The sequence below is a fragment of the Pseudomonas sp. NPDC086251 genome (assembly GCF_044746405.1).
GTDB lineage: Bacteria > Pseudomonadota > Gammaproteobacteria > Pseudomonadales > Pseudomonadaceae > Aquipseudomonas.
This window is the reverse complement of sequence record NZ_JBIVBY010000045.1, coordinates 610-25,108: the sequence shown is the minus strand read 5'-3', so window position 1 is coordinate 25,108 and position 24,499 is coordinate 610. Positions and strand designations below refer to the sequence as shown.

General features: G+C 60.8%; 23 protein-coding genes and 1 pseudogene. 13 read left to right on the top strand and 11 right to left on the bottom strand.

Annotated elements, in window-relative coordinates; genetic code table 11:
• Nucleotides 1-36 precede the first annotated feature (36 nt).
• Entirely contained in the window at nucleotides 37-2,790 is a 2,754-nt protein-coding gene (locus ACIPL2_RS31935) for a response regulator (RefSeq protein ID WP_401363886.1), read from the top strand.
• A gap of 211 nt (nucleotides 2,791-3,001) precedes the next feature.
• Entirely contained in the window at nucleotides 3,002-3,991 is a 990-nt protein-coding gene (locus ACIPL2_RS31930; RefSeq protein ID WP_401363884.1) for a 2-hydroxyacid dehydrogenase, read from the top strand.
• 5 nt (nucleotides 3,992-3,996) lie between these two features.
• On the opposite strand, the gene ACIPL2_RS31925 is transcribed toward ACIPL2_RS31930, so the two are convergent.
• Nucleotides 3,997-4,398 carry a hypothetical protein gene (locus ACIPL2_RS31925; RefSeq protein WP_401363881.1) on the bottom strand — a complete coding sequence of 134 codons (402 nt, stop codon included), beginning with the start codon at nucleotides 4,396-4,398 and terminating at the stop codon, nucleotides 3,997-3,999.
• 134 nt (nucleotides 4,399-4,532) lie between these two features.
• On the opposite strand from ACIPL2_RS31925, the gene ACIPL2_RS31920 reads away from it, so the two are divergent.
• Nucleotides 4,533-4,967: a hypothetical protein gene (locus tag ACIPL2_RS31920; RefSeq protein WP_401363878.1), complete on the top strand. Its 435-nt coding sequence runs from the start codon at nucleotides 4,533-4,535 to the stop codon at nucleotides 4,965-4,967.
• Nucleotides 4,967-5,371: an META domain-containing protein gene (locus tag ACIPL2_RS31915; protein ID WP_401363875.1), complete on the top strand. Its 405-nt coding sequence runs from the start codon at nucleotides 4,967-4,969 to the stop codon at nucleotides 5,369-5,371. Before ACIPL2_RS31920 ends, ACIPL2_RS31915 begins: the two co-directional genes overlap by 1 nt.
• Nucleotides 5,372-5,482: 111 nt before the next feature.
• On the opposite strand, the gene ACIPL2_RS31910 is transcribed toward ACIPL2_RS31915, so the two are convergent.
• Nucleotides 5,483-5,950 carry a TlpA disulfide reductase family protein gene (locus ACIPL2_RS31910; RefSeq protein WP_059406930.1) on the bottom strand — a complete coding sequence of 156 codons (468 nt, stop codon included), beginning with the start codon at nucleotides 5,948-5,950 and terminating at the stop codon, nucleotides 5,483-5,485.
• Between the two features lie 114 nt (nucleotides 5,951-6,064).
• On the opposite strand from ACIPL2_RS31910, the gene arsC reads away from it, so the two are divergent.
• The 3 genes from arsC to ACIPL2_RS31895 are packed head-to-tail and all read left to right on the top strand — an operon-like array spanning nucleotide 6,065 to nucleotide 7,438.
• Nucleotides 6,065-6,418, top strand: a complete 354-nt coding sequence (arsC, locus tag ACIPL2_RS31905) for an arsenate reductase (glutaredoxin) (protein ID WP_401363872.1) — start codon at nucleotides 6,065-6,067, stop codon at nucleotides 6,416-6,418.
• On the top strand, nucleotides 6,415-7,011 hold the full coding sequence (wrbA, locus tag ACIPL2_RS31900) for an NAD(P)H:quinone oxidoreductase (protein WP_401363869.1): 597 nt from the start codon (nucleotides 6,415-6,417) through the stop codon (nucleotides 7,009-7,011). The genes arsC and wrbA overlap by 4 nt, the downstream gene beginning before the upstream one ends.
• A 1-nt stretch (nucleotide 7,012) precedes the next feature.
• Nucleotides 7,013-7,438, top strand: a complete 426-nt coding sequence (locus tag ACIPL2_RS31895) for a DUF2069 domain-containing protein (RefSeq protein ID WP_401363866.1) — start codon at nucleotides 7,013-7,015, stop codon at nucleotides 7,436-7,438.
• A 107-nt stretch (nucleotides 7,439-7,545) separates the two neighbouring features.
• Here ACIPL2_RS31895 and ACIPL2_RS31890 read toward each other — a convergent pair whose 3' ends face one another.
• The gene (locus ACIPL2_RS31890) at nucleotides 7,546-8,220 is read right to left on the bottom strand and encodes a DNA-3-methyladenine glycosylase I (protein WP_401363864.1); all 675 of its coding nucleotides are present in this window, start codon (nucleotides 8,218-8,220) and stop codon (nucleotides 7,546-7,548) included.
• A gap of 130 nt (nucleotides 8,221-8,350) precedes the next feature.
• A complete protein-coding gene (gene ttcA / locus ACIPL2_RS31885) occupies nucleotides 8,351-9,175 on the bottom strand; it encodes a tRNA 2-thiocytidine(32) synthetase TtcA (protein ID WP_401363861.1) in 825 nt (274 codons plus the stop codon).
• A 279-nt stretch (nucleotides 9,176-9,454) separates the two neighbouring features.
• On the opposite strand from ttcA, the gene ACIPL2_RS31880 reads away from it, so the two are divergent.
• On the top strand, nucleotides 9,455-10,057 hold the full coding sequence (locus tag ACIPL2_RS31880) for a Yip1 family protein (protein WP_401363858.1): 603 nt from the start codon (nucleotides 9,455-9,457) through the stop codon (nucleotides 10,055-10,057).
• 146 nt (nucleotides 10,058-10,203) lie between these two features.
• Nucleotides 10,204-10,698, top strand: a complete 495-nt coding sequence (locus tag ACIPL2_RS31875) for a SprT family zinc-dependent metalloprotease (RefSeq protein ID WP_123509976.1) — start codon at nucleotides 10,204-10,206, stop codon at nucleotides 10,696-10,698.
• Nucleotides 10,699-10,818: 120 nt separating this feature from the next.
• Here ACIPL2_RS31875 and ACIPL2_RS31870 read toward each other — a convergent pair whose 3' ends face one another.
• On the bottom strand, nucleotides 10,819-12,000 hold the full coding sequence (locus ACIPL2_RS31870) for a CaiB/BaiF CoA transferase family protein (RefSeq protein ID WP_401363854.1): 1,182 nt from the start codon (nucleotides 11,998-12,000) through the stop codon (nucleotides 10,819-10,821).
• 144 nt (nucleotides 12,001-12,144) lie between these two features.
• The gene (locus ACIPL2_RS31865; protein WP_401363851.1) at nucleotides 12,145-13,479 is read right to left on the bottom strand and encodes a dicarboxylate/amino acid:cation symporter; all 1,335 of its coding nucleotides are present in this window, start codon (nucleotides 13,477-13,479) and stop codon (nucleotides 12,145-12,147) included.
• A 338-nt stretch (nucleotides 13,480-13,817) separates the two neighbouring features.
• Between ACIPL2_RS31865 and ACIPL2_RS31860 the strand changes: the two genes are divergently transcribed.
• Complete coding sequence (locus ACIPL2_RS31860) at nucleotides 13,818-14,816, top strand: AraC family transcriptional regulator (protein WP_401363848.1); 999 nt, start codon at nucleotides 13,818-13,820, stop codon at nucleotides 14,814-14,816.
• A gap of 138 nt (nucleotides 14,817-14,954) precedes the next feature.
• On the opposite strand, the gene ACIPL2_RS31855 is transcribed toward ACIPL2_RS31860, so the two are convergent.
• From ACIPL2_RS31855 to ACIPL2_RS31845, 3 genes are all read right to left on the bottom strand, one after another.
• On the bottom strand, nucleotides 14,955-16,301 hold the full coding sequence (locus ACIPL2_RS31855) for an ATP-binding protein (protein WP_401363845.1): 1,347 nt from the start codon (nucleotides 16,299-16,301) through the stop codon (nucleotides 14,955-14,957).
• Entirely contained in the window at nucleotides 16,298-16,975 is a 678-nt protein-coding gene (locus ACIPL2_RS31850; RefSeq protein ID WP_401363842.1) for a response regulator, read from the bottom strand. Before ACIPL2_RS31850 ends, ACIPL2_RS31855 begins: the two co-directional genes overlap by 4 nt.
• A gap of 168 nt (nucleotides 16,976-17,143) precedes the next feature.
• Nucleotides 17,144-17,746 carry a hypothetical protein gene (locus ACIPL2_RS31845; RefSeq protein ID WP_401363839.1) on the bottom strand — a complete coding sequence of 201 codons (603 nt, stop codon included), beginning with the start codon at nucleotides 17,744-17,746 and terminating at the stop codon, nucleotides 17,144-17,146.
• Nucleotides 17,747-17,892: 146 nt separating this feature from the next.
• Between ACIPL2_RS31845 and ACIPL2_RS31840 the strand changes: the two genes are divergently transcribed.
• Both ACIPL2_RS31840 and ACIPL2_RS31835 read left to right on the top strand, forming a co-directional pair.
• Entirely contained in the window at nucleotides 17,893-18,684 is a 792-nt protein-coding gene (locus ACIPL2_RS31840; RefSeq protein ID WP_401363837.1) for a dienelactone hydrolase family protein, read from the top strand.
• 172 nt (nucleotides 18,685-18,856) lie between these two features.
• Nucleotides 18,857-19,582, top strand: coding sequence for a 4'-phosphopantetheinyl transferase (locus ACIPL2_RS31835; RefSeq protein ID WP_401363834.1), 726 nt, complete (start codon nucleotides 18,857-18,859; stop codon nucleotides 19,580-19,582).
• A gap of 117 nt (nucleotides 19,583-19,699) precedes the next feature.
• Here ACIPL2_RS31835 and ACIPL2_RS31830 read toward each other — a convergent pair whose 3' ends face one another.
• Entirely contained in the window at nucleotides 19,700-21,310 is a 1,611-nt protein-coding gene (locus ACIPL2_RS31830; protein ID WP_401363831.1) for an ATP-binding protein, read from the bottom strand.
• On the bottom strand, nucleotides 21,307-22,029 hold the full coding sequence (locus ACIPL2_RS31825) for a response regulator (RefSeq protein ID WP_401363828.1): 723 nt from the start codon (nucleotides 22,027-22,029) through the stop codon (nucleotides 21,307-21,309). Before ACIPL2_RS31825 ends, ACIPL2_RS31830 begins: the two co-directional genes overlap by 4 nt.
• A gap of 735 nt (nucleotides 22,030-22,764) precedes the next feature.
• Between ACIPL2_RS31825 and ACIPL2_RS31820 the strand changes: the two are divergent.
• Nucleotides 22,765-24,495: pseudogene (locus ACIPL2_RS31820) on the top strand (ribonucleoside-diphosphate reductase subunit alpha); the annotation flags it as partial.
• Between the last annotated feature and the right edge of the window lie 4 nt (nucleotides 24,496-24,499).

Sequence of the window (24,499 nt, the reverse complement as noted above, 5' to 3'; positions counted from 1 at the left end):
TGCAGGTTATTCAATAGCTGGATGCAGGAGAGATGCGTGCTCAAGAAACTGGGAATTAAAGGCCGCGTGCTGTTGCTGACCCTGTTGCCGACCACCCTGATGGCGCTGGTCCTGGGCGGCTATTTCACCTGGATGCAGCAGTCCGACCTGCAAGCCCAACTCATGCAGCGTGGCGAGATGATCGCCGAACAACTGGCGCCCCTGGTGGCCCCGGCCATGGGTCACAAGAACACCCCACTGCTGGAACGCGTCGCCACCCAATACCTCGAAGAACCGGACGTACGCGCCGTGACGTTCCTCGGCCCCGACCGCACCCTGCTGGCCCATGCCGGCCCGACCATGCTCAATCAGGCCCCAACCGGTGACAGCTCGCAAATGCTGCGCCGCAGCGGCAACGACGCCACTCGCTACCTGCTGCCGGTGTTCGGCAAACACCGCAACCTGGCCGGCGACCTGATTCCCGATGAAGCCGACCGCCTGCTGGGCTGGGTCGAACTCGAACTGTCCCACAACGGCATGCTGCTACGCGGTTACCGCAGCCTGTTCGCCAGCCTGTTGCTGATCGGCGCGGGCCTGGCCGGTGCGGCGCTGCTGGCGTTGCGCATGGGCCGGACCATCAATCGGCCGATCAGTCAGATAAAGCTGGCGGTGGCGCAACTCAAGGACGGTCATCTGGAAACCCGTTTGCCGCCCCTCGGCAGCCAGGAACTGGATGAACTGGCGTCCGGCATCAACCGCATGGCCAGCACCTTGCAGAATGCTCAGGAAGAACTGCAGCACAGCGTCGACCAGGCCACCGAAGATGTACGCCAGAACCTGGAGACCATCGAAATCCAGAACATCGAACTGGACCTGGCCCGCAAGGAAGCCCTGGAGGCGAGCCGGATCAAATCCGAGTTCCTGGCCAACATGAGCCATGAAATCCGCACCCCGCTCAACGGCATTCTCGGTTTTACCCATCTGCTGCAAAAAAGCGAACTGACCCCGCGCCAGCTCGATTATCTGGGCACCATCGAAAAGTCCGCCGACAGCCTGTTGGGCATCATTAACGAGATTCTCGACTTCTCGAAAATCGAGGCCGGCAAACTGGTGCTCGATCATATCCCGTTCAACCTGCGCGATTTGCTGCAGGACACCCTGACCATCCTCGCGCCGGCCGCCCACGCCAAACAGCTGGAGCTGGTGAGCCTGGTGTATCGCGACACTCCGCTGTCACTGGTGGGCGATCCGTTGCGACTCAAGCAGATCCTCACCAACCTGGTCAGCAACGCCATCAAGTTCACCCGCGAGGGCACCATCGTCGCCCGTGCCATGCTCGAAGAAGAACACGAAGACAGCGTGCAACTGCGCATCAGCATTCAGGACACCGGCATCGGGCTGTCGAGCCAGGACGTGCGCGCCCTGTTCCAGGCCTTCAGCCAGGCCGACAATTCGCTGTCGCGCCAACCCGGTGGCACCGGCCTCGGTCTGGTGATTTCCAAGCGCTTGATCGAACAAATGGGTGGCGAGATCGGCGTCGACAGCACGCCGGGCGAAGGCTCGGAATTCTGGATCAGCCTGAGCCTGCCCAAGACCCGCGACGATGCCGAAGACTTGCCGGGGCCGCCGCTGCTCGGACGCCGGGTGGCGGTACTGGAAAACCACGAACTGGCGCGTCAGGCATTGCAGCATCAACTGGAAGATTGCGGCCTCGACGTCACGCCGTTCAATACCCTGGAAAGCCTGACCAACGGCGTGACCGGCGCCCATCAAACCGATCAGGCGATCGACCTTGCCGTGCTCGGCATCACCAGCAACGACATGCCACCGGAGCGCCTCAACCAGCACATCTGGGACCTCGAACACCTGGGTTGCAAAGTGCTGGTGCTGTGCCCGACCACCGAACAGACGCTGTTCCACCTCTCGGTGCCCAATCCCCACAGCCAGCTCCAGGCCAAACCGGCGTGCACGCGCAAGTTGCGGCGGGCGTTGTCCGATCTGGTCAACCCGCGCCAGCAGCGCAGCGACCCCGGCGAACCGGTGTCCAGCCGTGCGCCGAAGGTCCTGTGCGTCGACGACAACCCGGCCAACCTGCTGCTGGTGCAAACCCTGCTTGAAGACATGGGCGCCAAGGTGCTCGCGGTGGAAAGTGGTTACGCCGCGGTCAAAGCGGTGCAGAACGAGACGTTCGACCTGGTGTTGATGGACGTGCAGATGCCCGGCATGGACGGGCGCCAGAGCACCGAAACCATCCGTCAGTGGGAAAGCGAGCGGCATTGCACGCCTCTGCCGATCGTCGCCCTCACCGCCCACGCCATGGCCAACGAAAAACGCGCCTTGCTGCAAAGCGGCATGGACGACTACCTGACCAAACCGATCAGCGAACGGCAACTGGCGCAGGTGGTGTTGAAGTGGACCGGCCTGGCGCTGCGCAATCATGGGCCGGAGCGTTCCAGCGACAGTCACGGCGGCGGCCATGAGTTGCAAGTGCTCGATCATGAAGAAGGTTTGCGCCTGGCCGCCGGCAAGGCCGATCTGGCGGCGGACATGCTGGCGATGTTGCTGGCCTCGCTAGAGGCCGACCGCGAGGCGATTCGCTCGGCGCGCGAAAGCAACGACCAGAATGCCTTGATCGAACGCGTCCATCGCCTGCACGGTGCAACCCGCTATTGCGGCGTCCCGCAACTGCGCGCCGCCTGCCAGCGCAGTGAAACCCTGCTCAAGCAGCAGGACGCCAAAGCCTACGGCGCACTCGACGAGCTCGACCGGGCAATCAATCGCCTGGCCGCCCAGGCACGTATTAATGCTTGATGCAGGGCAATGGTGCCGAAACCATAACCGCTAAGCTCATGACACGCTTCCGAAGGCGCCCCACTCCCCTGTAGGAGCTGTCGAGTAAAACGAGGCTGCGATCTTTTGATTTAAGAATCAAAGTCAAAAGATCGCAGCCTCGTTTCACTCGACAGCTCCTACATAAAGCGTGATCGAGATAAAGCGTGATCAAGTTTTTCAGGAGGACCGCATGCGCACGATTCTTTTCAGCAGCCAGACCTACGACCGCGACAGTTTCCTCGGGGCCGAGCTACCCGCCGGCATCGAGCTGCAGTTTCAATCGGCCCGACTGAGCCTCGACACGGTCGCGCTGGCGGAGCACCACGAGGTGGTGTGCGCCTTCATCAATGACGACCTCAGCGCCCCGGTGCTCGAACAATTGGCGGCGGGCGGCACACGCCTGATCGCCCTGCGCTCGGCGGGTTACAACCATGTCGACCTGGCGGTGGCGAAACGCTTGGGACTGGCGATAGTGCGGGTCCCGGCCTATTCGCCACATGCGGTGGCCGAACACGCGGTGGCGCTGATCCTGGCGCTCAACCGGCGCTTGCACCGCGCCTACAACCGCACCCGCGAAGGGGATTTCAGCCTGCACGGGCTGACCGGCTTCGACCTGGTGGGCAAGACGGTCGGTGTGGTCGGCACCGGGCAGATCGGCGCGACCTTCGCGAAAATCATGAACGGCTTTGGCTGCCAGTTGCTGGCCTACGATCCCTACCCCAACCCACAAGTCGAAGCCCTCGGCGCACGTTACCTGAGTTTGCCCGAACTGTTGGCCGAGTCGCAGATCATCAGCCTGCACTGCCCGCTCAACGAGCAGAGCAAACACCTGATCAACCGCGAATCGCTGGCGCACCTGCAACCCGGCGCGATGTTGATCAACACCGGGCGTGGCGGTCTGGTGGACACGCCCGCGTTGATCGACGCATTGAAGGACGGCCAACTGGGCTATCTGGGGCTGGATGTGTATGAAGAAGAGGCGCAGCTGTTTTTCGAAGACCGCTCCGACCTGCCGCTGCAGGACGATGTGCTGGCGCGATTACTGACCTTTCCTAACGTGATCATCACCGCGCACCAGGCCTTCCTGACCCGCGAAGCCTTGAGTGCGATTGCCACGACGACCCTGCAAAACATCGCAGCCTGGGCCGCCGGTGCGCCGCTTAATCGGGTCGAGGGCTGACGCCCTCAGGCCTTGGACAACAGGATCATCAGTGCCAGCCAGCCGAAACCGATCAAGCGCTGGCCGAGGGAATGTCCGCGACGCAGCAAGAACCAGACAAAGAACGGCGGTAGCAGAAAAATCATGATCTTCAGCCAGAGTTCTACCGGTCGCGACCCGGCAGGGGCCATTGCCGGTGCAGGGAGCTCGGCGGCGACTTCGGCTTTACGTCTGCGCCCGAACGCCGCGGGGGTGACCCTGGCGACTTTCTCATCCGCTGGCAAACGCCCGAAAGAAAGCGGCGCCTCCTGACGCGTCGGCTTCGAAGCGGCCGCTTGCACCGTCCCCGCAGGTGCACCGCAATGAATGCAAACAGGCGCCACAGAACTGATGCTTTGTTTGCACTCATAACATTCGATCAACGCCATGTCCGTTCCTTAGCACTGCAAAAGCGGCAGTGTGCCATGAGTCGGCAGGTAATTTGAACCAGATCGAAGGTCACATGCCCGCGCCATACTGCGCCGATGTCCGTGCTAGCATGCCGCGCATATTTGGAGGACCCATGGTCGAACACGATTTCCGCTATAGCCTGATGAACCCGCAACACACCCTCACCGAATGCCGCGCCCTTGTGCCGGGGCGTTATCAAGTCACCGGCAACGGCGGCTCGATTCGTAACAACGACGTGTTGATCGTGACCCTTAAAGGCAGCAAAGACTTGTCCATGCGCCTGTCTGTCGAAACCGTTCGCCACCTGATCAACCCGCCCGGCCAATGGGTCGCGGTGGCCAGTGGTCCGGTGTTCGGCGAATTGGCGATCCACACCTGGAAAGTCAATTGCGACAGCTGCGCCAAAGAGTTGAGCTTCGAGTTCGCGGTCGACGCCAAGCTGGGCAACAAGGCTGAAAAGCCTGCGGCCACGGCACGGATCAGCGAGTTGGGCTGGACCACTGTTGGCGAGAAACACCTGTGCCCGACATGCCAGGAGCCCGTGTGATGAAACGCCTCGCTTTGGCCGCGATGGCTGGCGCCAGCCTGCTGGGCTGCGCCGCCGACCCGGTGCAATTGCAACAGAACCGCAGCTACATTCTGGAGTGGATCGGCGAACGTCCGTTGATGGACTACAGCCACCTGACCATCACCCTCGGTGAAGACGGTCGGGCCTACGGCAACGGCGGCTGCAACCACTGGTTCGCGCCGTACACCCTGGAAGGCGACAAGCTGAGTTTCGGCAAGGTCGGCAGCACCCGCAAACTCTGCGCACCGGCGCTGATGGAACAGGAAAAGCGTTTCCTTCAGGCCCTGGAAAACGTGCAACGCTGGGACGTGTCGCCGATCGACCAGATGCGCTTTTGGCCAGCCGAAGGCAAGCCGCTGCGTTGGTGGCTTGAAGAGGGTTGATCATCAGCCCCGAAAAGATCGCAGCCTCGCCAAGGCTCGACAGCTCCTACATGGATTGCCGAACATCTTGTAGGAGCTGTCGAGCCTCGGCGAGGCTGCGATCTTTTGCTCTTAGTTCTTCGCCTGCAACGCCTCAAGCTTGGCCATCACCCCCGCCGCCGTCTGCTCGCCCATCAGCTGTTCACGCACTTTGCCCTTGTTGTCGATGATGTAGGTCACCGGCAGCGCCTCACTGCGCGGCAATTCGAACAGTTCCGCCGGATCCTGCGCCAGCACGGTGAACTTGATCCCCAGCTTCTCGCTGGCGCTCTTCAGCTCTTCACCCTGCACATTGTCGAAGTTGACCCCGAACACACCGATCTTCTTGTCCTTGAGTTGCTCGGCCAGGGTGTTCAGTTCAGGGATTTCGGTACGGCAAGGGCCGCACCATTCGGCCCAGTAATTGAGCACCAGCCATTGTTTGTCCAGACGCTCGGCGGCGACTTTGTGGCCGTTCTGGTCGATGCCATAGTCGTTACCGCAGCCCCCCAGCATCAACGCGCCCATGATCGCCAATGCCGCTGCCAGTCGTCTTGTCATGTAGTTATCCTTGTCAAAAAAAGAATACTGCCGCGACCCATTGCCTCCCAAGGTTCTGGAATACGCGCCGCACAGTTAGAATAGCCGCCACCTTACGCAAGATGCGACCCGCACATGACCGATCTGACGCTTTATCACAACCCGCGCTGCTCGAAATCCCGCGGTGCGCTCGAACTGCTTGAAGCCCGTGGCCTGGCCCCGACCGTGGTCCGCTACCTGGAAACCCCGCTGGACGCCGTGCAAATCAAGAGTCTGCTGAGCAAACTCGGCCTCAGCGCCCGGCAACTGCTGCGCACCGGCGAGGATGAGTACAAAACCCTCAACCTGGCCGACAGCAGCTTGAGCGAGGCGCAATTGATCGCGGCCATCGCGGCGCACCCGAAACTCATGGAGCGACCGATTCTCGAAGTCGGCGACAAAGCCATCATCGGCCGTCCGCCGGAGCAGATCCTGGAGTTGCTGCCGTGAGTGCCCCGTACATTCTGGTTCTGTATTACAGCCGCAGCGGCTCGACCAATGAGATGGCCCGGCAGATTGCCCGCGGCGTCGAGCAGGCCGGCCTGGAAGCCCGGTTGCGCACGGTCCCGGCGATCTCGACCGAATGCGAAGCCGTGTCCCCGGACATTCCGGACGAAGGCGCGCTGTACGCCAGCCTCGACGACCTGAAGAATTGCGCGGGCCTGGCCATGGGCAGCCCGACCCGTTTCGGCAACATGGCGGCACCGCTCAAGTACTTCCTCGATGGCACCAGCAACCTGTGGCTGACCGGCGCCCTCGTCGGTAAACCGGCTGGCGTGTTCACTTCCACCGCGAGCCTGCACGGCGGCCAGGAAACCACGCTGCTGTCGATGATGTTGCCGTTGCTGCACCACGGCATGCTGATCACCGGCCTGCCGTACAGCGAATCGGCGTTACTGGAAACCCAGGGCGGCGGTACACCGTACGGCGCCAGCCACCACGCCGGTGCCGACGGCAAAAGTGGACTCGATTCCCACGAAGTGGCGCTGTGCCGCGCGTTGGGCCTGCGCCTGGCCAAGACTGCACTGAAACTGGAGAGCTAAGGTGGCCAAGAAGCCAAAGATTCTGCCCTCCATCGAATGGCTGGAGCCTCGGGTACGGGCGATGCGCGTCATCAGCCTGATCTGTTTTTTGGGCCTGGTGGGGCTGCTCTGCGCCTACTATCTGCTGGTCGCCGACCTGCATGGCGCGCGGCCGTGGGTGATTCTGCTGATCGAACTGGTGCCGCTGCTGTTGCTGGCGCCGGGGATGATTGTCGGCAGCGCACGCGGGCATTCGTGGATGTGTTTTGTGGTGAACCTATATTTCATCAAAGGTGCATTGGCCGCGTATGACCCCAATCGGCAGCTGTTCGGTTTGCTGGAGATGGGCGCGAGCCTGGCGGTGTTTTGTTCGGCGTTGCTGTATGTGCGGTGGCGGTTTCAGTTGAATCGCAAGTTGGCGGGTGAGGGGGAAATCTCGGTCGCCTGATCTGGCGCCTTCGCGAGCAAGCCCGCTCCCACATTTGACCGCATTTCTTCAGGGAGAACTCGGTCGAATGTGGGAGCGGGCTTGCTCGCGAATGGGGCGACGCGGTCTTAATGGTTGACTGTGTAAGCCAGCATCATCGAAATCTGGCTCATCGGCCGCCCGCCACTCTGTTCATGCCACTGATTGAACACATCCTGTACCAACGCCAAATCCCTCTGGCTGGTCGGCACCTTGTCGACGATCTTCTGTGCATTCAACCCCGCCACCACGTCGTAGCTCGGCACAAACGTGTCCTTGCCCACCATGCGCAAGAAGCGCGGCGCTGACAGTCCACCCAATTGATGGCCGCGCTTTTTCAGGTAGGTCCACAACCCGACGATGTCGGTCACCGGCCAATCGGCAATCAGTGCACCGAAGCTGCCCTTCTCATGGGCAACGTCCAGCACGAACTGCGCATTGCGCGGCACGCTCTTGAGCTTGCCCAGGTGGCGGATGATCCGTGCGTCCTGCATCAGGCGTTCAAGGTGTTCGGCGCTCATCAGCACGACTTTTTCCGGCTCGAACTTGAAAAACACCTCTTCGAACGACGGCCACTTGGCATCTACCAGGCTGTGCTTGAGCCCGGCGCGGAATACCCGCAGGGCCATGGTCGAGAGGTAGCGATCGTCGCTGATCTTGCGCAATTGCGCCGGGGTCTTGGGAACGGGCAGATGGGCTTCCAGTTCAGCCGCCGAACCGAAGCGGTTCAGACAGTATTCGTGCAGCCACTTGTAATCGCGCATGCCCTCTCCTGAGGAGTCAGTGAATAGACCCTGTGGGAGCCAGCCTGCTGGCGATGGCGGCGGGTCAGTCAACAATGAGGTGTCTGACCCACCGCCATCGCCAGCAGGCTGGCTCCCACAGTGATGGTGTTTAGAGGTTGACGATATTGACGAACCGCGACGCGGCGGTTTCGTCGATACGCAGGTTGGTGAAGTCGAACAGGTTGCGGTCCGCCAGTTGCGACGGGATGACATTCTGCAAGCTGCGGAAAATGCTCTCGGTGCGGCCAGGGGTTTTGCGTTCCCAGTCCTGCAGCATGTCCTTGACCACCTGGCGTTGCAGGTTTTCCTGCGAACCACAGAGGTTGCACGGGATGATCGGGAATTGCTTGAAGTCCGAGTAGGCCTGGATGTCTTTTTCGTTGCAGTAGGCCAGCGGGCGGATCACCACGTTGCGGCCATCGTCGGCGCGCAGTTTTGGCGGCATGGCCTTGAGCGAACCGTTGAAGAACATGTTCAGGAAGAACGTCTCGACGATGTCGTCGCGGTGATGACCGAGGGCCATCTTGGTCGCACCGATTTCGTCGGCAAAGGTGTAGAGCGTACCGCGACGCAGGCGCGAGCACAGTGAACACGTGGTCTTGCCTTCCGGAATCAGCTCCTTGACCACCGAATAGGTGTCTTTCTCGACAATGTGGTACTCGATGCCCAGGGTTTTCAGGTAGGCCGGCAGCACCTCTTCCGGGAAACCCGGCTGCTTCTGGTCCATGTTCACGGCCACGATCTCGAACTTGATCGGGGCAACCTTCTGCAAATGCATCAGCACATCGAGCATCGTGTAGCTGTCCTTGCCACCGGACAGGCAGACCATGACCTTGTCGCCGTCTTCAATCATGTTGAAATCGGCAACAGCCTCGCCGGCCTGGCGGCGCAGGCGCTTTTGCAGTTTGTTCTGGTTGACCGTAAGAGTGCCCATGACGCGAAATCCGTGAGGTGTGACGAAAGGCCGGCATTTTACGCAAAAACGCTTCGTGGGCGAAGTGCTCCCACACCGATGGTTGATGACAGACCCTGCGGCGATTAACAGAAGTGTTTACAGCGCGATTTGCTCTAACGCCCCGCAACCTGTGCCGTTCAGACCTTTCTATACTGCGACATAAGGTCACACACAGATCCAGACCTTTCCTTACTTGGCCAATTTGGCCTGTAGGCGCTCCACTGGGGGGCGACGGTAAAAACAAGAGGAGTGACTGGCATGATCCATCACGTAGTGGGGCTCTTCACCCACCCTGATCAAGAATGGCGAGAAATCCGTGGCGACCAGGAGGAAAGCATCAGCCACATGTACCTCACACACACTCTGATTCTGGCGGCGATCCCCGCAGTGTCGGCGTTTATCGGCACCACACAGGTCGGCTGGGTCATCGGCAATCGAGCGCCGGTGATGCTGACCCAGGAAAGTGCGCTATGGATGACGATCATGTCGTACCTGGCGATGCTCGGCGGTGTTGCCGTCATGGGCGCGTTCATCCACTGGATGGCCCGCACGTATGACGCCAACCCAAGTCTGGCACGCTGCGTAGCCTTTGCGACCTACACCGCGACTCCGCTGTTCATTGGCGGTCTGGCGGCGCTGTACCCCCACATGTGGCTCGGGATGATCGTCGGCACCGCGGCCATTTGCTACACGGTCTACCTGTTGTACGTGGGGCTACCGACGTTCATGAACATTCCATCTGACGAGGGGTTTCTGTTTTCAAGTTCGGTACTGGCCGTCGGTTTGGTGGTGCTGGTGGCCATCATGGCGTTCACGGTCATTGTCTGGGGACTCGGCGTGGGGCCGGTCTACACTAATTAGCAACACTCCACCCAAAAACTAGATCTGCCAACACAGGCCGCCGCAAGGCGGCCTTCTAATGCAGGGGCGACGACCATTCGGCGCCCAGGCGATTCGCAAGTCCCGAGGGTTGCGGCATACTCGACGTCTCTGGAGATCCATCAAGCATGCCCGAGCAACTCAATACCCGCGTCGAAGACTGTTTCCAACAAGCTGAATCCTTTTTCAAACGACCTTTCAAACGCCCCGTGGTGAGCCTCAAGCTGCGCGGGCAAAAAGCCGGTGTCGCGCATTTGCACGAAAACCTGCTGCGCTTCAACCCGCAGCTGTACCGGGAAAACGCCGAGGACTTCCTCAAGCAAACCGTGGCCCACGAGGTCGCGCACCTGATCGCCCATCAACTGTTCGGCGACCGTATCCAGCCCCACGGTGAAGAGTGGCAACTGATCATGCGCGGCGTGTACGAACTGCCGCCCAATCGTTGCCACACCTACGACGTCAAGCGTCGCAGCGTGACCCGCTACATCTACAAATGCCCCTGCGCCGACAGCGATTTCCCGTTCTCGGCCCAGCGCCATAGCCTGGTGCGGCAGGGGCGACGGTATTTGTGCCGGCGGTGCCGGAGCACATTGGTGTTTAGTGGGGAGATGCGGGTCGAGTAGCCGGATTTGTGGTGTTTGGGCCGGCCCCTTCGCGAGCAAGCCCGCTCCCACATTTGATCTTCGCCGTGACACAAATCCAATGTGGGAGCGGGCTTGCTCGCGAAGGCGGCCGATCAGGCGCTACACAACCACCTTGGCAAGCCGCAACTCTGCGATCCGCTGTGCACTAAACCCCAACTCCCCCAACACCTGATCCGTGTGCTGCCCCAGCGCCGCACCAATGTGTTTAGGCTCAGGCAACCCGTCTGAAAACTTCAACGGACACGCCATCTGCGCCTGATACGTGCCATCCCCGCGCGGTACTTCGGTCACCAGCGCCCGAGCCCGTAGCTGCGGATGCCGCACCGCTTCGCTCACACTCAACACCGGCTCCACGCACGCATCAACCCCGGCAAACAGCTCGCACAGTTCCGCAAAATCATGTTTCTCGAATTCAGCCTTCAACTCATTCTTCAATGCCTGTTGCTCGGCGGGTTTCGGTGACAGGCCCTTGGCCGCCAGTTCCGGGCGTCCAAGCGCCGTACACAGTTGTTGCATGAACACCGGCTCCAGACTGCCCACCGATAGCCAACGCCCATCCCGCGAACGGTAGTAGTCGTAGAAACTGCCGCCATTGAGCACCTGCGCCTCCCGGCCCGGCTCCTCGCCACACGCCAAGTACCCGGCACCGGCCATGGCGTTCAGGCTAAAGGCGCAGTCGGTCATGCTCACGTCCAGATGTTGCCCCTGCCCCGTTTGCTGCCGAGCGATCACCGCTGCTAACAAACCAATCACCCCATGCAACGAACCACCGGCGATATCCGCCACCTGCATGCCCAACGGCAACGGCCCGCTGTCGGCGCGGCCGGTGTAACTCGACAGTCCTGCCAGGGCCAGGTAATTGATGTCGTGGCCAGCGCGATCCTTGTACGGACCGGTCTGGCCGTAACCGGTGATCGACACATAGATCAGTTTCGGATTGATCGCCTTCAACGCCTCATAACCCAATCCCAGTCGCTCCATCACGCCGGGACGGAATTGCTCCAGCACGATGTCGTAGTCCTTGAGCAGTTGCTTGACCACGTCCAGCGCCGCCGGTTGCTTGAGGTCCAGGGCCAGGCTGCGCTTGTTGCGATTGAGGTAGGCATGGCTGGCGGAGACGCCCCGGTCGTGCGGCGGCAGCACCCGCAGCAGGTCCATGCGGCTGGGCGATTCGATGCGCAGAACCTCGGCCCCCATGTCCGCCAGCAACAATGAGGCGAACGGCCCCGGCAGCAGTGTCGAGAAATCCAGAACCTTGAGTGATGCCAGTGGACCGAGCATGAGCGTTCTCCGTAATCGATGCCCCCAGCCTAGGCAGGCATTGGCGTTGCGGCAATCACCTTATGCACCAGATGCGCTGACCGTTGCGCTCAAATCCCGGGCATTAAAAAACCCGCCGAAGCGGGTTTTTCATTGCAACGAGGCTTACTTGACGTTCTGCGGGGTTGGGCCTTCGGCCACGCCCAGGTCGTCTTCCACACGCTCGTCAGCGATACCGCGACCGCCAGACGCCAGTTCGGCGTGCATCACGTCCACGTCCAGTTCCTTGACCCACTTGGCCACGACCAGAGTCGCCACCGCGTTACCGACCAGGTTGGTCAGGGCACGGGCTTCGGACATGAAACGGTCGATACCGAGGATCAGCGCCAGACCGGCAACCGGCAGATGGCCAACAGCCGACAGGGTGGCGGCCAGCACGATGAAGCCGCTACCGGTCACGCCAGCAGCGCCTTTCGAGGACAGCAGCAACACCACCAACAGGGTGATCTGGTGCGTGATGTCCATGTGGGTGTCGGTTGCCTGAGCAATGAACACTGCGGCCATGGTCAGGTAGATCGCGGTACCGTCGAGGTTGAACGAGTAACCGGTCGGGATCACCAGGCCAACGACAGATTTCTGCGCGCCCAGACGTTCCATTTTGATCAGCATGCGTGGCAGTACCGACTCCGAGGAGGAAGTACCCAGCACAATCAGCAGCTCTTCACGGATGTAACGGATCACTTTCAACACGCTGAAACCGTGAGCGCGCGCGATACCGCCCAGCACCACCAGGATGAACAGCAGGCAAGTGATGTAGAAGCAGGCCATCAGCTGACCCAGTTGCACCAGCGAACCGACGCCGTAGGCACCAATGGTGAACGCCATGGCACCGAAGGCACCCAGTGGCGCGAGCTTCATGATCATGTTGATGATGTTGAACATCACGTGGGCAAAGCGATCGATGAAGTCGAGGATCGGCTTGCCGTAGGCACCCAGGCGATGCAGGGCGAAACCGAAGATCACCGAGAACATCAGTACTTGCAGGATATCGCCCGTGGCGAACGCACCGACGATGGTCGACGGGATCACGTTCAGCAGGAAGCCAACGACGCTTTGATCCGCACCGGCCGCTACATAAGCCGCTACTTTAGAGGCATCCAGGGTAGTGACGTCGATGTGCATGCCGGCACCCGGCTGCACGATGTTGACCACCACCAGACCGACCAGCAAGGCGATGGTCGAAACGATTTCGAAGTACAGCAGCGCGTAGCCGCCCGTCTTGCCGACCGACTTCATGTTCTGCATGCCCGCGATACCGCTGACGACGGTGCAGAAGATGATCGGGGCAATGATCATTTTGATCAGTTTGATGAACCCGTCACCCAGCGGCTTGAGGGCCACACCGGTCTGCGGGTAGAAGTGACCGAGCAGGATGCCGATGGCGATAGCAACGATCACCTGAAAATACAGGGATTTATACAGTGGCTGACGAGTCGTCATTGCAAAGTTCCTCAAGAGTGCCCGGTGACAACATCCACCTGTTGCCCTGAACACTTCGATTGCGAACCCTCCTGCACTGGAGGGATTTGTTTTGTCGAGCTGCGCAACGGCAGGCATCTGCTCGTTGTATCGCAAGGCCCGTGCCACCTTCGCCAAATTGCCTGCAAGCCTTTTGACATCAAGGGTTGCAGCTTTTTCGTTGTCACCGAGCGGCGACAGCAAGTGGCGGATTTCCGCCCATCCGCCAAATCGCATCCTGCAATTTGGCGGATATCCGCCTTGTTAGTCGTCAGGCTCCCCGGCTACCATCCGTCGCTCAATGGCCGGACCTGCCTTGCATGAGAGAACGCAACATCGCCAGTCATTTCGCCCGTGCCGCGCTCGGTGGCGCGCGTCGGCTGGGTTACGACTGTTCAAACCTGCTGCAGCAATTGGGGATCAGCCCCGAGTTGCTCGACGAGCCACGTGCGCGTATTGCGCCGGAGCAGTTCACTCGGTTGATCCAGGGGTTGTGGCAGGCACTCGACGACGAATACCTTGGCTTCGGGCCTGCACCGAGCAAAACCGGCACCTTCGCCATGATGTGCCACGCGGTGATTCACTGCCGCACGCTGGAGAAAGCACTCCATCGCGGCTTATTGTTTTATAGCCTATTCCCCGAGGGTCCGCGCCTGACCCTGACCCGCGAAGGCGAAATGATCCGCTTGAGCCTGGATGATTCGAGCTTCCACGACCCGGACCATTTCCTCAGCGAAAGCCAGTTGATGGTCTGGCATCGGCTCGGCAGTTGGCTGATCGGCCAGCGCATTCGTCTGGAGCAGGTGACGTTCAGTTATCCGAAACCCGAGCATGGCGCCGAATACGATTTGCTGTTTCCCTGCCCCATGGAGTTTTCCACGGCTCAAAGCAGCCTGCTGTTTCACTGTCGCTACCTGAACATGCCGCTGTTGCAGGACGAACGGACCCTCAAGCATTTTCTCGAACATTCCCCCGCCGACCTGTTGTCGCGCCCGGACGATGGCGACAGTTTGAGCAGCCAGCTGCGACGTTTGCTCAGCCGCGACAGTTCACGCTGGCCGGACCTGGAAGCGGTGGCTGCGCACCTGCACATCAGCCCGCAGACCTTGCGCCGGCATCTGCGTGAAGAGGGTTCGAGTTTTCAGGAATTGAAGGACCAGTTGCGCCGCGACATCGCGATTTATCACCTGAGCCGCGCGGACCTGTCGTTGCAACAGATCGCCGAGCAGCTGGGGTTTTCCGAGCCTTCGGCGTTTCATCGGGCGTTCAAGAAGTGGACCGGGTTGACGCCTGGGGCTTATCGGGCGCAGGAGAATTGAGTTTCAGTGCTGAGTTTTGTGCTGAAGTTTCTGGCCTCTTCGCGAGCAAGCCCGCTCCCACACTTGACCGAGTTCTTCCTGGAGAAACGCGATCAATGTGGGAGCGGGCTTGCTCGCGAAGAGGCCAGCAAAGCCACCCTAAACCGCAGGAAAATGAATCCGGAACGCCGCCCCGCCCATGGGTGAATCCCCCAGCGTCAGTTTGGCGCTGTAGCTCTCGATAATGTCCTTGACCACCGCCAACCCGATCCCCTGCCCCGGATGCTGGCGGTCCAGCCGTTCCCCACGCTGCAAAATCCGCGCACGCTGATCCGTTGGTACGCCGGGCCCATCGTCCTCGACGCACAACTCGATCCCGCTCAAGCTCTCGCGCACGCTGATGCGTACTTCGCCGAGGCACAGGCGATAGGCGTTTTCCAACAGGTTGCCCATCATCTCCAGCAAGGCGCCCTGCTCGATCGGCACATAACACTGCTCCGGCAGATCGAAGGCGACCCGCACGCGCTTGTCGCGGTAGACCTTGTCCAGCGTGTCGCACAGGCTTTGCAGCACTGGGCGCAGGCGCACCTGATGGCGTACAAGGCCGCTTTTACGCAGGCTGGCGCGCTGCAATTGATAGCTGATCTGCTGGCTCATGCGTTCGATCTGGGTTTGCAGCACCCAGGCCTGATCGCGATCCGCCGGGCGCTGGGCCAGGTCTTCGCTGACGCCTTGCAACACCGCCAGCGGGGTTTTCAGGCTGTGGGCCAGGTCGTCGAGGGAGTCACGGTAACGGCTACGCTGTTCGCGTTCGCTGTGCAGCAAACGGTTGAGGGAACCGGTCAGGCGCAGCAGCTCGCGCGGGTGTTGTTCGCTGAGGCTTTCACGGGTGCCGCTTTCGATCTCGTCGAGTTCCTGACTCAGCCGGCGCAACGCCTGCAAGCCCCAGGTCAGACCGATCCACAGCAACGCGAGCAGCACCAGCAAGGCCGCGCCGAAGCCCAGGTAGAGGTTTTCGCGCAGGCCTTCGAGGGTGGTTTCGTACTCACGCACCGGTTGCAGCGCAACGATGCTGAACGCCGCGCTTTTGCCGCCCAGCAGTTTGACCTCGACGTCATAGACGAAGAATTCCTGACCGTTGGCTTCGCTGATCCGCGCGAACTCGTTGCCGCGTCCGTCGTAACGCGGCTTGTAGTTGATGTGCTCTTCCTGGGTGCCTTTCGAACGCCAGACCAGGTGGCCTTCACGGTCGTAGATGTAGCCGAGCAAACGGCTGTCGGTGAGGTTGAAGCGCTCGTCGGGCAATTGCGCCGGCATCTGCAAGCGATTGCCGTCCACCCGGGCGGCGGAGATCAGCGTGGTGACGTCCGACGCCAAACGCTGCTCGATCGAATCCTGCAACGCCAGGCTGAACGCGCCCTGCATCGCTGGCAACAAGGCCAGCATGAATAACACCGCCAGGATCGTGGCGGCGAGCATCAACCGGACACGAAGCGAGCGAATCAAGTGCAGCGCTCATTAAACAGGTAGCCGAGGCCACGCACGGTGTCGATCGGCTTGAAGCCGTTCGGGCCCTCAAGTTTGCGGCGCAGGCGACCGACCAGCACTTCGATCACATTCGGATCGCGCTCGTCATCGTCCGGGTAGAGCTGTTCCATCAAACGGTCCTTGGCCACCACCTGCTGGTGATGGCGCATCAGGTACTCGAGGATCCGGTACTCGTACGCGGTCAGCGCCAGCGGTTGTTCATCGAGCGAGGCCTGTTTGCGATTGAGGTCCAGCAACAGCGGCCCGGCGACGATCGTCGACTGGGTGAAACCGCTGGAGCGGCGCAGCAGCGCGTTCAGCCGCGCGTCCAGCTCTTCGAACTGGAACGGCTTGACCACGTAGTCGTCGGCACCGGCGGCCAGGCCTTCGACCTTGTCCTGCCAGTTGCCGCGCGCGGTGAGAATCAGGATCGGAAAGGTCTTGCCCCGCGCGCGCAGCTGACGGATCAGGTCGAGCCCGCCCATCCCCGGCAAACCGAGGTCGATCACCGCCAGGTCATGGTTGAACTGCTCGGTCTGGTACAACGCCTCTTCGGCGTTGGCCACGGACTCGACCACATGGCCGCTGTCCGTCAGGCGGGTTTGCAGGTGATGGCGCAACAGCGCTTCATCTTCGACGACCAGCAGTTTCATAACGCTCTCCAGGGCAAAATCATCATCTCCAGCGGCAATGCCACGGTCACTGTAGGAGCAAGCTTGCCCGCGAAGACGGCGGCACAGTCAACATTGTTGTTGCCTGACACACTGCTTTCGCGAGCAAGCTTTGCTCCTACACAGGTTTCGCGTTGGCGCATGCCCCTGTCAGAAAGCGTAGTTGGCGGACAGGTACGTCTGGGCGCTGCTGGTCAGCTCCAGCGAGCCCTGTTTGCTGCCGCCGCGCTCGCTCATCTCGGTGCGGGCGTTACTGCGCAGGTAACGGTAACCCAGTTCAACCGAGGTGTTTTGCGAAACCTGTTGCAGGACACCCAACTGGCCGCCGATGGCGTAACCGATGTCGCTGTCGCGGCTGAAGCCTGGGGAGTCCTGGGTCAGTTTGGTCAAGCCGGCCGTGGCGCCGCCAAACAGCTTGGTGCTGCCGCCCACCGGGTAGAACAGATCGTAGCTGCCCAGGAGGTTTTCCTGACGCAGTTTAATGCCATTGTGCGAGCCCGACACGTTGTCGTACGTGGCGTAGTAGCGGCCCTGGCTGTTTTGCTGGCCCAGACGTACACCCCAGGTGTTGTCCTTGCCGATCACGCCGGCGGCGTCCGGGCTGTTGAGGTTGTTGTTCAGTGCGTGGGACTTTTTGACCTTGTCGCTGGTCTGTCCAAAAGTAAGGCTGGCAAAGTTGTCGTCAGAGGCGAACGCGGCGGTACTTGCGCCCAGGACGGTGAAAGCCAGAAGCAGATTTTTGAAACCAGTCATAGGGGAGTTTCCTTATGCGCTATGTGCTTTTTGGGTACGGGGCAAGGTTACGCACCCGGCCCTGAACTCCCCCTGAACGCACTCTGAACCAGAGCTGAATCAAAACGACTCGGCGGGTTTAACGACTTTGATCAGGAGATTCGACCATGCGCGTGTTTCTCGCTGTCCTGTTACTGACCCTGAGCGGGCTGACCCAGGCCGCCATCAAGACTCAGGAAATTCCCTACCAAAGCGCCGACGGCACCCAGCTGATCGGCTATTACGCCTACGACGACGCCATCAAAGGCCAACGCCCCGGTGTGGTGGTGGTGCATGAATGGTGGGGGCTCAACGACTACACCAAGCGCCGCGCCCGTGACCTCGCCGGTCTGGGCTACAGCGCGCTGGCCATCGATATGTATGGCGACGGCAAGAACACCGAGCACCCAAAAGACGCCATGGCCTTCATGCAAGCGGCGTTGAAAGACAGCACGGCCTCCAGCGCGCGGTTCCAGGCCGGGCTCGACCTGTTGAAGAAACAGGCGCAAACCGATCCGAATAAACTCGCGGCCATCGGTTACTGCTTCGGCGGCGGAGTGGTGCTGAATGCGGCGCGTCAAGGTGTGCCGTTGGCAGGCGTGGTGAGTTTTCACGGTGCGCTGGCGACCAAAACGCCGGCGACACCGGGCAGCGTGAAAGCCAAAATCCTCGTCGAGCATGGCGCGCTGGACAGCATGGTGACGGCGGATAACGTGGCGGCGTTCAAGTCCGAAATGGACAAGGCCGGCGCCGACTACCAGTTCGTCAGCCTTGAGGGCGCCAAGCATGGCTTCAGTAATCCTGATGCCGACCGCCTGAGCCATGGCGATCACGCCGGGCCGGACATTGGTTACAACAAGGCGGCGGATGACAAGTCGTGGGCGGACATGCAGGCGTTTTTCAAGAAGATATTTGGTTGATCAGGTAGACCCGAGGTGCGGCCATTCGCGAGCAAGCCCGCTCCCACATTTGACCGGTTTCTTCCTGGGGAAATGCGATCAAATGTGGGAGCGGGCTTGCTCGCGAAAGCCGCGCCGCCGATCTGAGCCTTTGCACTACCCAGTTCCTGAGCAACCCGGCAAAATGCCCACCATGAATCCCGCCCCCGCCCTTCCCGCCTGCTGCACCCCACTCGATGCCCATTGGCCGCTGCCGTTTGTGCTGGCCGATACGGTGCTGTTGAGTACTCACTTCGATACCTCGCAACTGGCCAGCGATGACTTTCAACGCAGCGCCATCGAGCCACCCGCGAGTATCCAGCGCTCGGTCGCCAAGCGGCAGGCGGAGTTTCTCGCCGGGCGGGTCTGCGCCCGGGCGGCGTTGCAGCAGCTGGAAGGGCTGAGTTTCATCCCGGCGATTGGCGAAGACCGTGCGCCAGTGTGGCCCAGCCATATCACCGGTTCGATCACCCACAGCACCGGCCGGGCGGCGGCGATTGTCGCGAATAAACGCCACTGGCGTGGCCTGGGCATGGATTTGGAAAACCTGCTCAATGTGGAACGGGCCGAACGCCTGGCCGGGGAAATCCTCACTCCACCCGAATTGCAGCGCATGGCCGCCGGCCGTCGCGATCAACTGGCGATGTTAGTGACCCTGACGTTTTCGGTGAAAGAGAGCCTTTTCAAGGCGCTCTACCCGATCGTTCAGCAGCGCTTTTATTTTGAACACGCCGAAGTGCTGGAGTGGACCGAGGCTGGCGAGGTGCGGGTGCGATTGTTGACCGACCTGTCCGGCGAATGGCGAAACGGGACGGAGCTGGAGGCGCAGTTTGCCGTGATAGATGGGCAGTTGTTGAGTTTGGTCAGTATCCAGGCTTGAGGATTTTCGGTGGGTTGGATGGCCTCTTCGCGGGCAAGCCTCGCTCCTACAGGTAGTGTGTCTGACCTGTAGGAGCGAGGCTTGCCCGCGAAGGCGATGGGCCAGGCAACAACGATTTCAGCGCTTCTCCTGATTCCTCGGCCAGCTCAAACTGAAACACGCCCCGCCCAGGCTTTTGCTCTTGCTGATCAGCGCGCGCCCGTCATGCCAATGGATGATCCGCCGCACAATCGACAACCCCAACCCATGCCCACCCGAGGCGCGGGTGCGGCTGTCGTCGAGGCGCAGGAACGGGGTGAAGATCTTCTCCCACGCCGTTTCCGGCACGCCCGGCCCGTCATCCTCGACATCCACCCGACAGCGCTGCTGCCCCACCTGATAACTGACCGTCACCTTCGACGAGGCGTGGCGCATGGCGTTGCTCACCAGATTCTGCAACGCCCGGTGCAGGTAGCGCGGCTCGGCCTCGACCCAGGCGTCGTCGCAATCGGCGGCCGACAGGCACAAACCGCGCTGCACCGTGACCTCGGCCCGTAGCGGCGCCAACTCTTCGATCACTTGATTGACCAGCGCATCCAGATCGATCCGCTGGAAATTCAGCGCCGGCGAACCCTGCTCAAGTCGCGCATAGGTGAGCATCTCGTCCACCAGCCGATCGAGGTCCTCGATGTCGTGGTCCATGCCTTCGCAGTATTTCTCCAGGGCCTGAGGCGTGGTGGCCGAGCCGATCATCTCCAGGCCAAACCGCAGGCGCGCCACCGGGGTACGCAGTTCGTGAGACACGGCGCGCACCAATTCGCGCTGGATCGCCAGCAACTGCTGCAAGTGCTCGGCCATGCGGTTGAACGCCGAGGCCAGTCGCCCCACCGAGTCCGCGCCGCGCGCCGGCACACGGGTTTCCAGGCTGCCCTTGGCGATGCGCGTGGCAGCGGCTTCGAGGCCACGCAAGCGACGCTCCAATTGCCGCACCAACAGGTAAACGATCAGACCGATCAGGCTCAAACCGAGGGCTGCGATCAGCACCAGCCACTCCGGCGGGTAAGGGTTCATCTGATACAGCGGACCGATTTCCAGCACCCACGGTGTACCGACCATACCGGCAAACACCCGGATCGAATCGCCGCCCTTGCCCAGCGCCATCACCGTGTCGCCCTCGGACACTCGACGTCTCTGGTCCTCGTCCATGTCGGCCTCGTCGACCGACACCAGTCGCAGATCGAAGCCGAAGCCCTTCTCTTCCTTTATCTGCGCCAGGCGCTTGGGCTGCTCGGCCACCGGGAAGCGCACCAACTCATCCGCCAGCAAATAAATCGTCGCGCGCGCCAGTTGTTCGCTGATCTGCTGGACTTCGCCGGTGATCACCAGCTGTTCCTTGTCACTGACCAGTCGATAGACCTTCGCCGCATGCGGGCCGGTCTGCTCCACCAGCGCCTGGCCGCGCAATACGCGGGTACGCTGGGTCAGGTCGAGGTCGGTCTGGGCAAAGGTTTTCAGCGCCAGGGGAATCCCGAGCAAACGCTCCCACACCAGCAACGCACGATGGCGCTCGGTCTCGTTCATCGGTTGCAGGTTGTCGGCCATCAGCGAGAACGTGCCGTGGGCCAGGCGTTCGCGGTATTGCTCGCTGCGCACCTGGTTGAGCAGGTGCAACGCCAGCACCCCGAGCACCGCCACCAGAATCAGCGCGGCGCACATGCCGCCATAAATGCGCAGGAAGATCGAGTTCACGGGGACAAGTCTGCGCAGGCCTCGGGAACGAACAGATAACCTTTGCTGCGGATGGTCTTGATCAGCCGCGGATGCTCCGGGTCATCGCCGATCTTGGGGCGAATTCGCGAGATGCGCACGTCGATGGAGCGGTCCTGGCCGTCGTAGCCAATGCCGCGTAGCGCGGTGAAGATTTCTTCCCGCGAGAGGATACGCCCGGCGTTGGCCACCAACAGCCAGAGCAAATCGAACTCGGCGCTGGTCAGTTCGATGCCGTTGTCGTGCAGCCAGGCTTCGCGCAACGCGTTGTCCACCACCAGCGGGCCGAACTGCAGACGGCGTTGTTTTTCCGGGACTGCTTCAGGTGCTTCACTGCGTCGCAGCAGGGCCTGGATGCGCGCCAGCAGCAGACGTGGGCGAACCGGTTTGCACACGTAGTCGTCGGCGCCCAGGTCCAGGCCCAGAATCTGATCGGTGTCGTCGGTGCGCGCGGTGAGCATCAGGATCGGCCCGTCATATTTGTCGCGCACCTTGCGGCAAATGCTCAGGCCATCTTCGCCGGGGAGCATCAGGTCGAGGATCACCAGGTCCGGTTTCTCATTGATGATGCGCGCCGCGGCCAGCGCGCCATTGCCCTCGATCGACACGCGCAGACCGTTGGCTTCAAGGTAATCGCGGGTCAGTTCGGCCAGACGCTGGTCGTCCTCGACAATCAATACCTGCCAGGCTTCTTGCTCCACGGTGACCTCTGCTTGCCAACACCACTTATAAGGAAGGATCCACCCGTCTTTTTGTAATGATTGGGGAGGATAAGAATGCGTACGCATCAAGCGATTGTATAAACGCCGCTCGCCGAGAACACAAGCCGCTAAATGCGTTCGGACAAGCCGATTTTTTGTGATAGGGTTCGCGCCCTTAAAAATCCGAATGACTGTTTTTATTCCGCGAAAATCGATGAAAAACGGTCCGGTCCAGCAGCGTCGCGGCTTACACGCGCATTCCGACTTTCACACACAATTTACGCACAGGTTTATCCACAGGTAGTACGTTGCAACACCCCCCAAAACGCATTATCTTGTAGCACGGCGCTAAAAAAACCCTACATGTAGGGTTTTGACCCAAAAGCCCAACCACATTTCAGACCCTGAATTCAAGCGCTTTATTGCCTGTTCAGGGTTGAACCAAGCGTGATTTTACAAGCCCAAACCGCATGCGCGGATGGCACCGTTTTTTAAAGGCCAGAACAGCCAGAACGGTACGGGTGTTGCAGTCATTTACTGCCACCCTGAATGGAATCCGGTTTCGAGCCCAGGCTTGTTTCCAAAGACTTCGGCAAGGAAGCGGCATCATTAGCCTTTTTCCTACTGTCCCGAAGTTGTTATACCCGACGCCCGTCGGTTGTAGTGCTTCAGGACAGAACGGTGGGCACCGTGAGGGTGCCCAAACAAACATAGAGAATGTGGAGACAACCCCCCATGCAAACCGACACAACTCGCGAGAACCCGCAGGGCACCTTGCCGCAGGCCGCAGATTCGACTTCGGATCTGTCCGCCACCGCGCCTGGCCAACTGCGCGTGATCAAGCGTAACGGCACTGTCGTTCCTTACACCGATGACAAAATCACCGTCGCGATCACCAAAGCGTTTCTCGCAGTTGAAGGCGGCACCGCTGCCGCTTCGTCGCGAATCCACGACACCGTTGCGCGCCTGACCGAACAAGTCACCGCGACCTTCAAGCGTCGCATGCCTTCGGGCGGCACCATCCACATCGAAGAAATCCAGGACCAGGTCGAACTGGCCCTGATGCGTGCCGGCGAGCAGAAAGTAGCCCGCGACTACGTGATCTACCGTGACGGCCGTTCGAAAGAACGCGCTGCCCACGCACCGGCTGAAGAAGCGGTCAACGCTCACCCGTCGATCCGCATCACCCGCGCCGATGGCAGCTTTGCGCCGCTGGACATGGGTCGCCTGAACACCATCGTCACCGAAGCGTGCGAAGGCCTGGAAGAAGTCGACGGCGACCTGATCCAGCGCGAAACCCTGAAGAACCTGTACGACGGCGTGGCCCTGACCGACGTCAACACCGCACTGGTGATGACCGCGCGTACCCTGGTCGAGCGTGAGCCGAACTACTCGTTCGTCACCGCCCGCCTGCTGATGGACACCCTGCGTGCCGAAGGCCTGAGCTTCCTGGAAGTTGCCGAGAGCGCGACCCACCACGAAATGGTCGACCTGTACGCCAAGGCCCTGCCTTCGTACATCGCCAAGGGTATCGAATTCGAATTGCTGAACCCGATCCTGGCCACCTTCGACCTGGAAAAACTCGGCAAGGCGATCAACCACGAGCGCGACCAGCAGTTCACCTACCTGGGCCTGCAAACCCTGTACGACCGTTATTTCATCCACAAGGATGGCGTGCGTTTCGAACTGCCGCAGATCTTCTTCATGCGCGTGGCCATGGGCCTGGCGATCGAAGAGAAGAACAAGGAAGACCGTGCGATCGAGTTCTACAACCTGTTGTCGTCCTTCGACTACATGTCCTCGACCCCGACCCTGTTCAACGCCGGTACCCTGCGTCCACAGCTGTCGAGCTGCTACCTGACCACCGTGCCGGATGACCTGTCGGGCATCTACCACGCGATCCACGACAATGCCATGTTGTCGAAATTCGCCGGTGGCCTGGGCAACGACTGGACGCCGGTTCGTGCACTGGGTTCGTACATCAAGGGCACCAACGGCAAATCCCAGGGCGTTGTACCGTTCCTGAAAGTGGTGAACGACACCGCCGTCGCCGTTAACCAGGGTGGCAAGCGCAAAGGCGCTGTCTGTGCCTACCTGGAAACCTGGCACATGGACAGCGAAGAGTTCATCGAGCTGCGCAAGAACACCGGCGATGATCGTCGTCGCACCCACGACATGAACACCGCCAACTGGATCCCTGACCTGTTCATGAAGCGCGTCTTCGATGACGGCAAGTGGACCCTGTTCTCGCCGTCCGAAGTACCGGACCTGCACGACCTGACCGGCAAGGCCTTCGAAGAGCGTTACGAGTACTACGAAGCCCTGTCTGAGTACCCGGGCAAGATCAAGCTGTTCAAGACCATCCAGGCCAAAGACCTGTGGCGCAAAATGCTCTCCATGCTGTTTGAAACCGGCCACCCTTGGCTGACCTTCAAAGACCCATGCAACCTGCGCAGCCCGCAGCAGCACG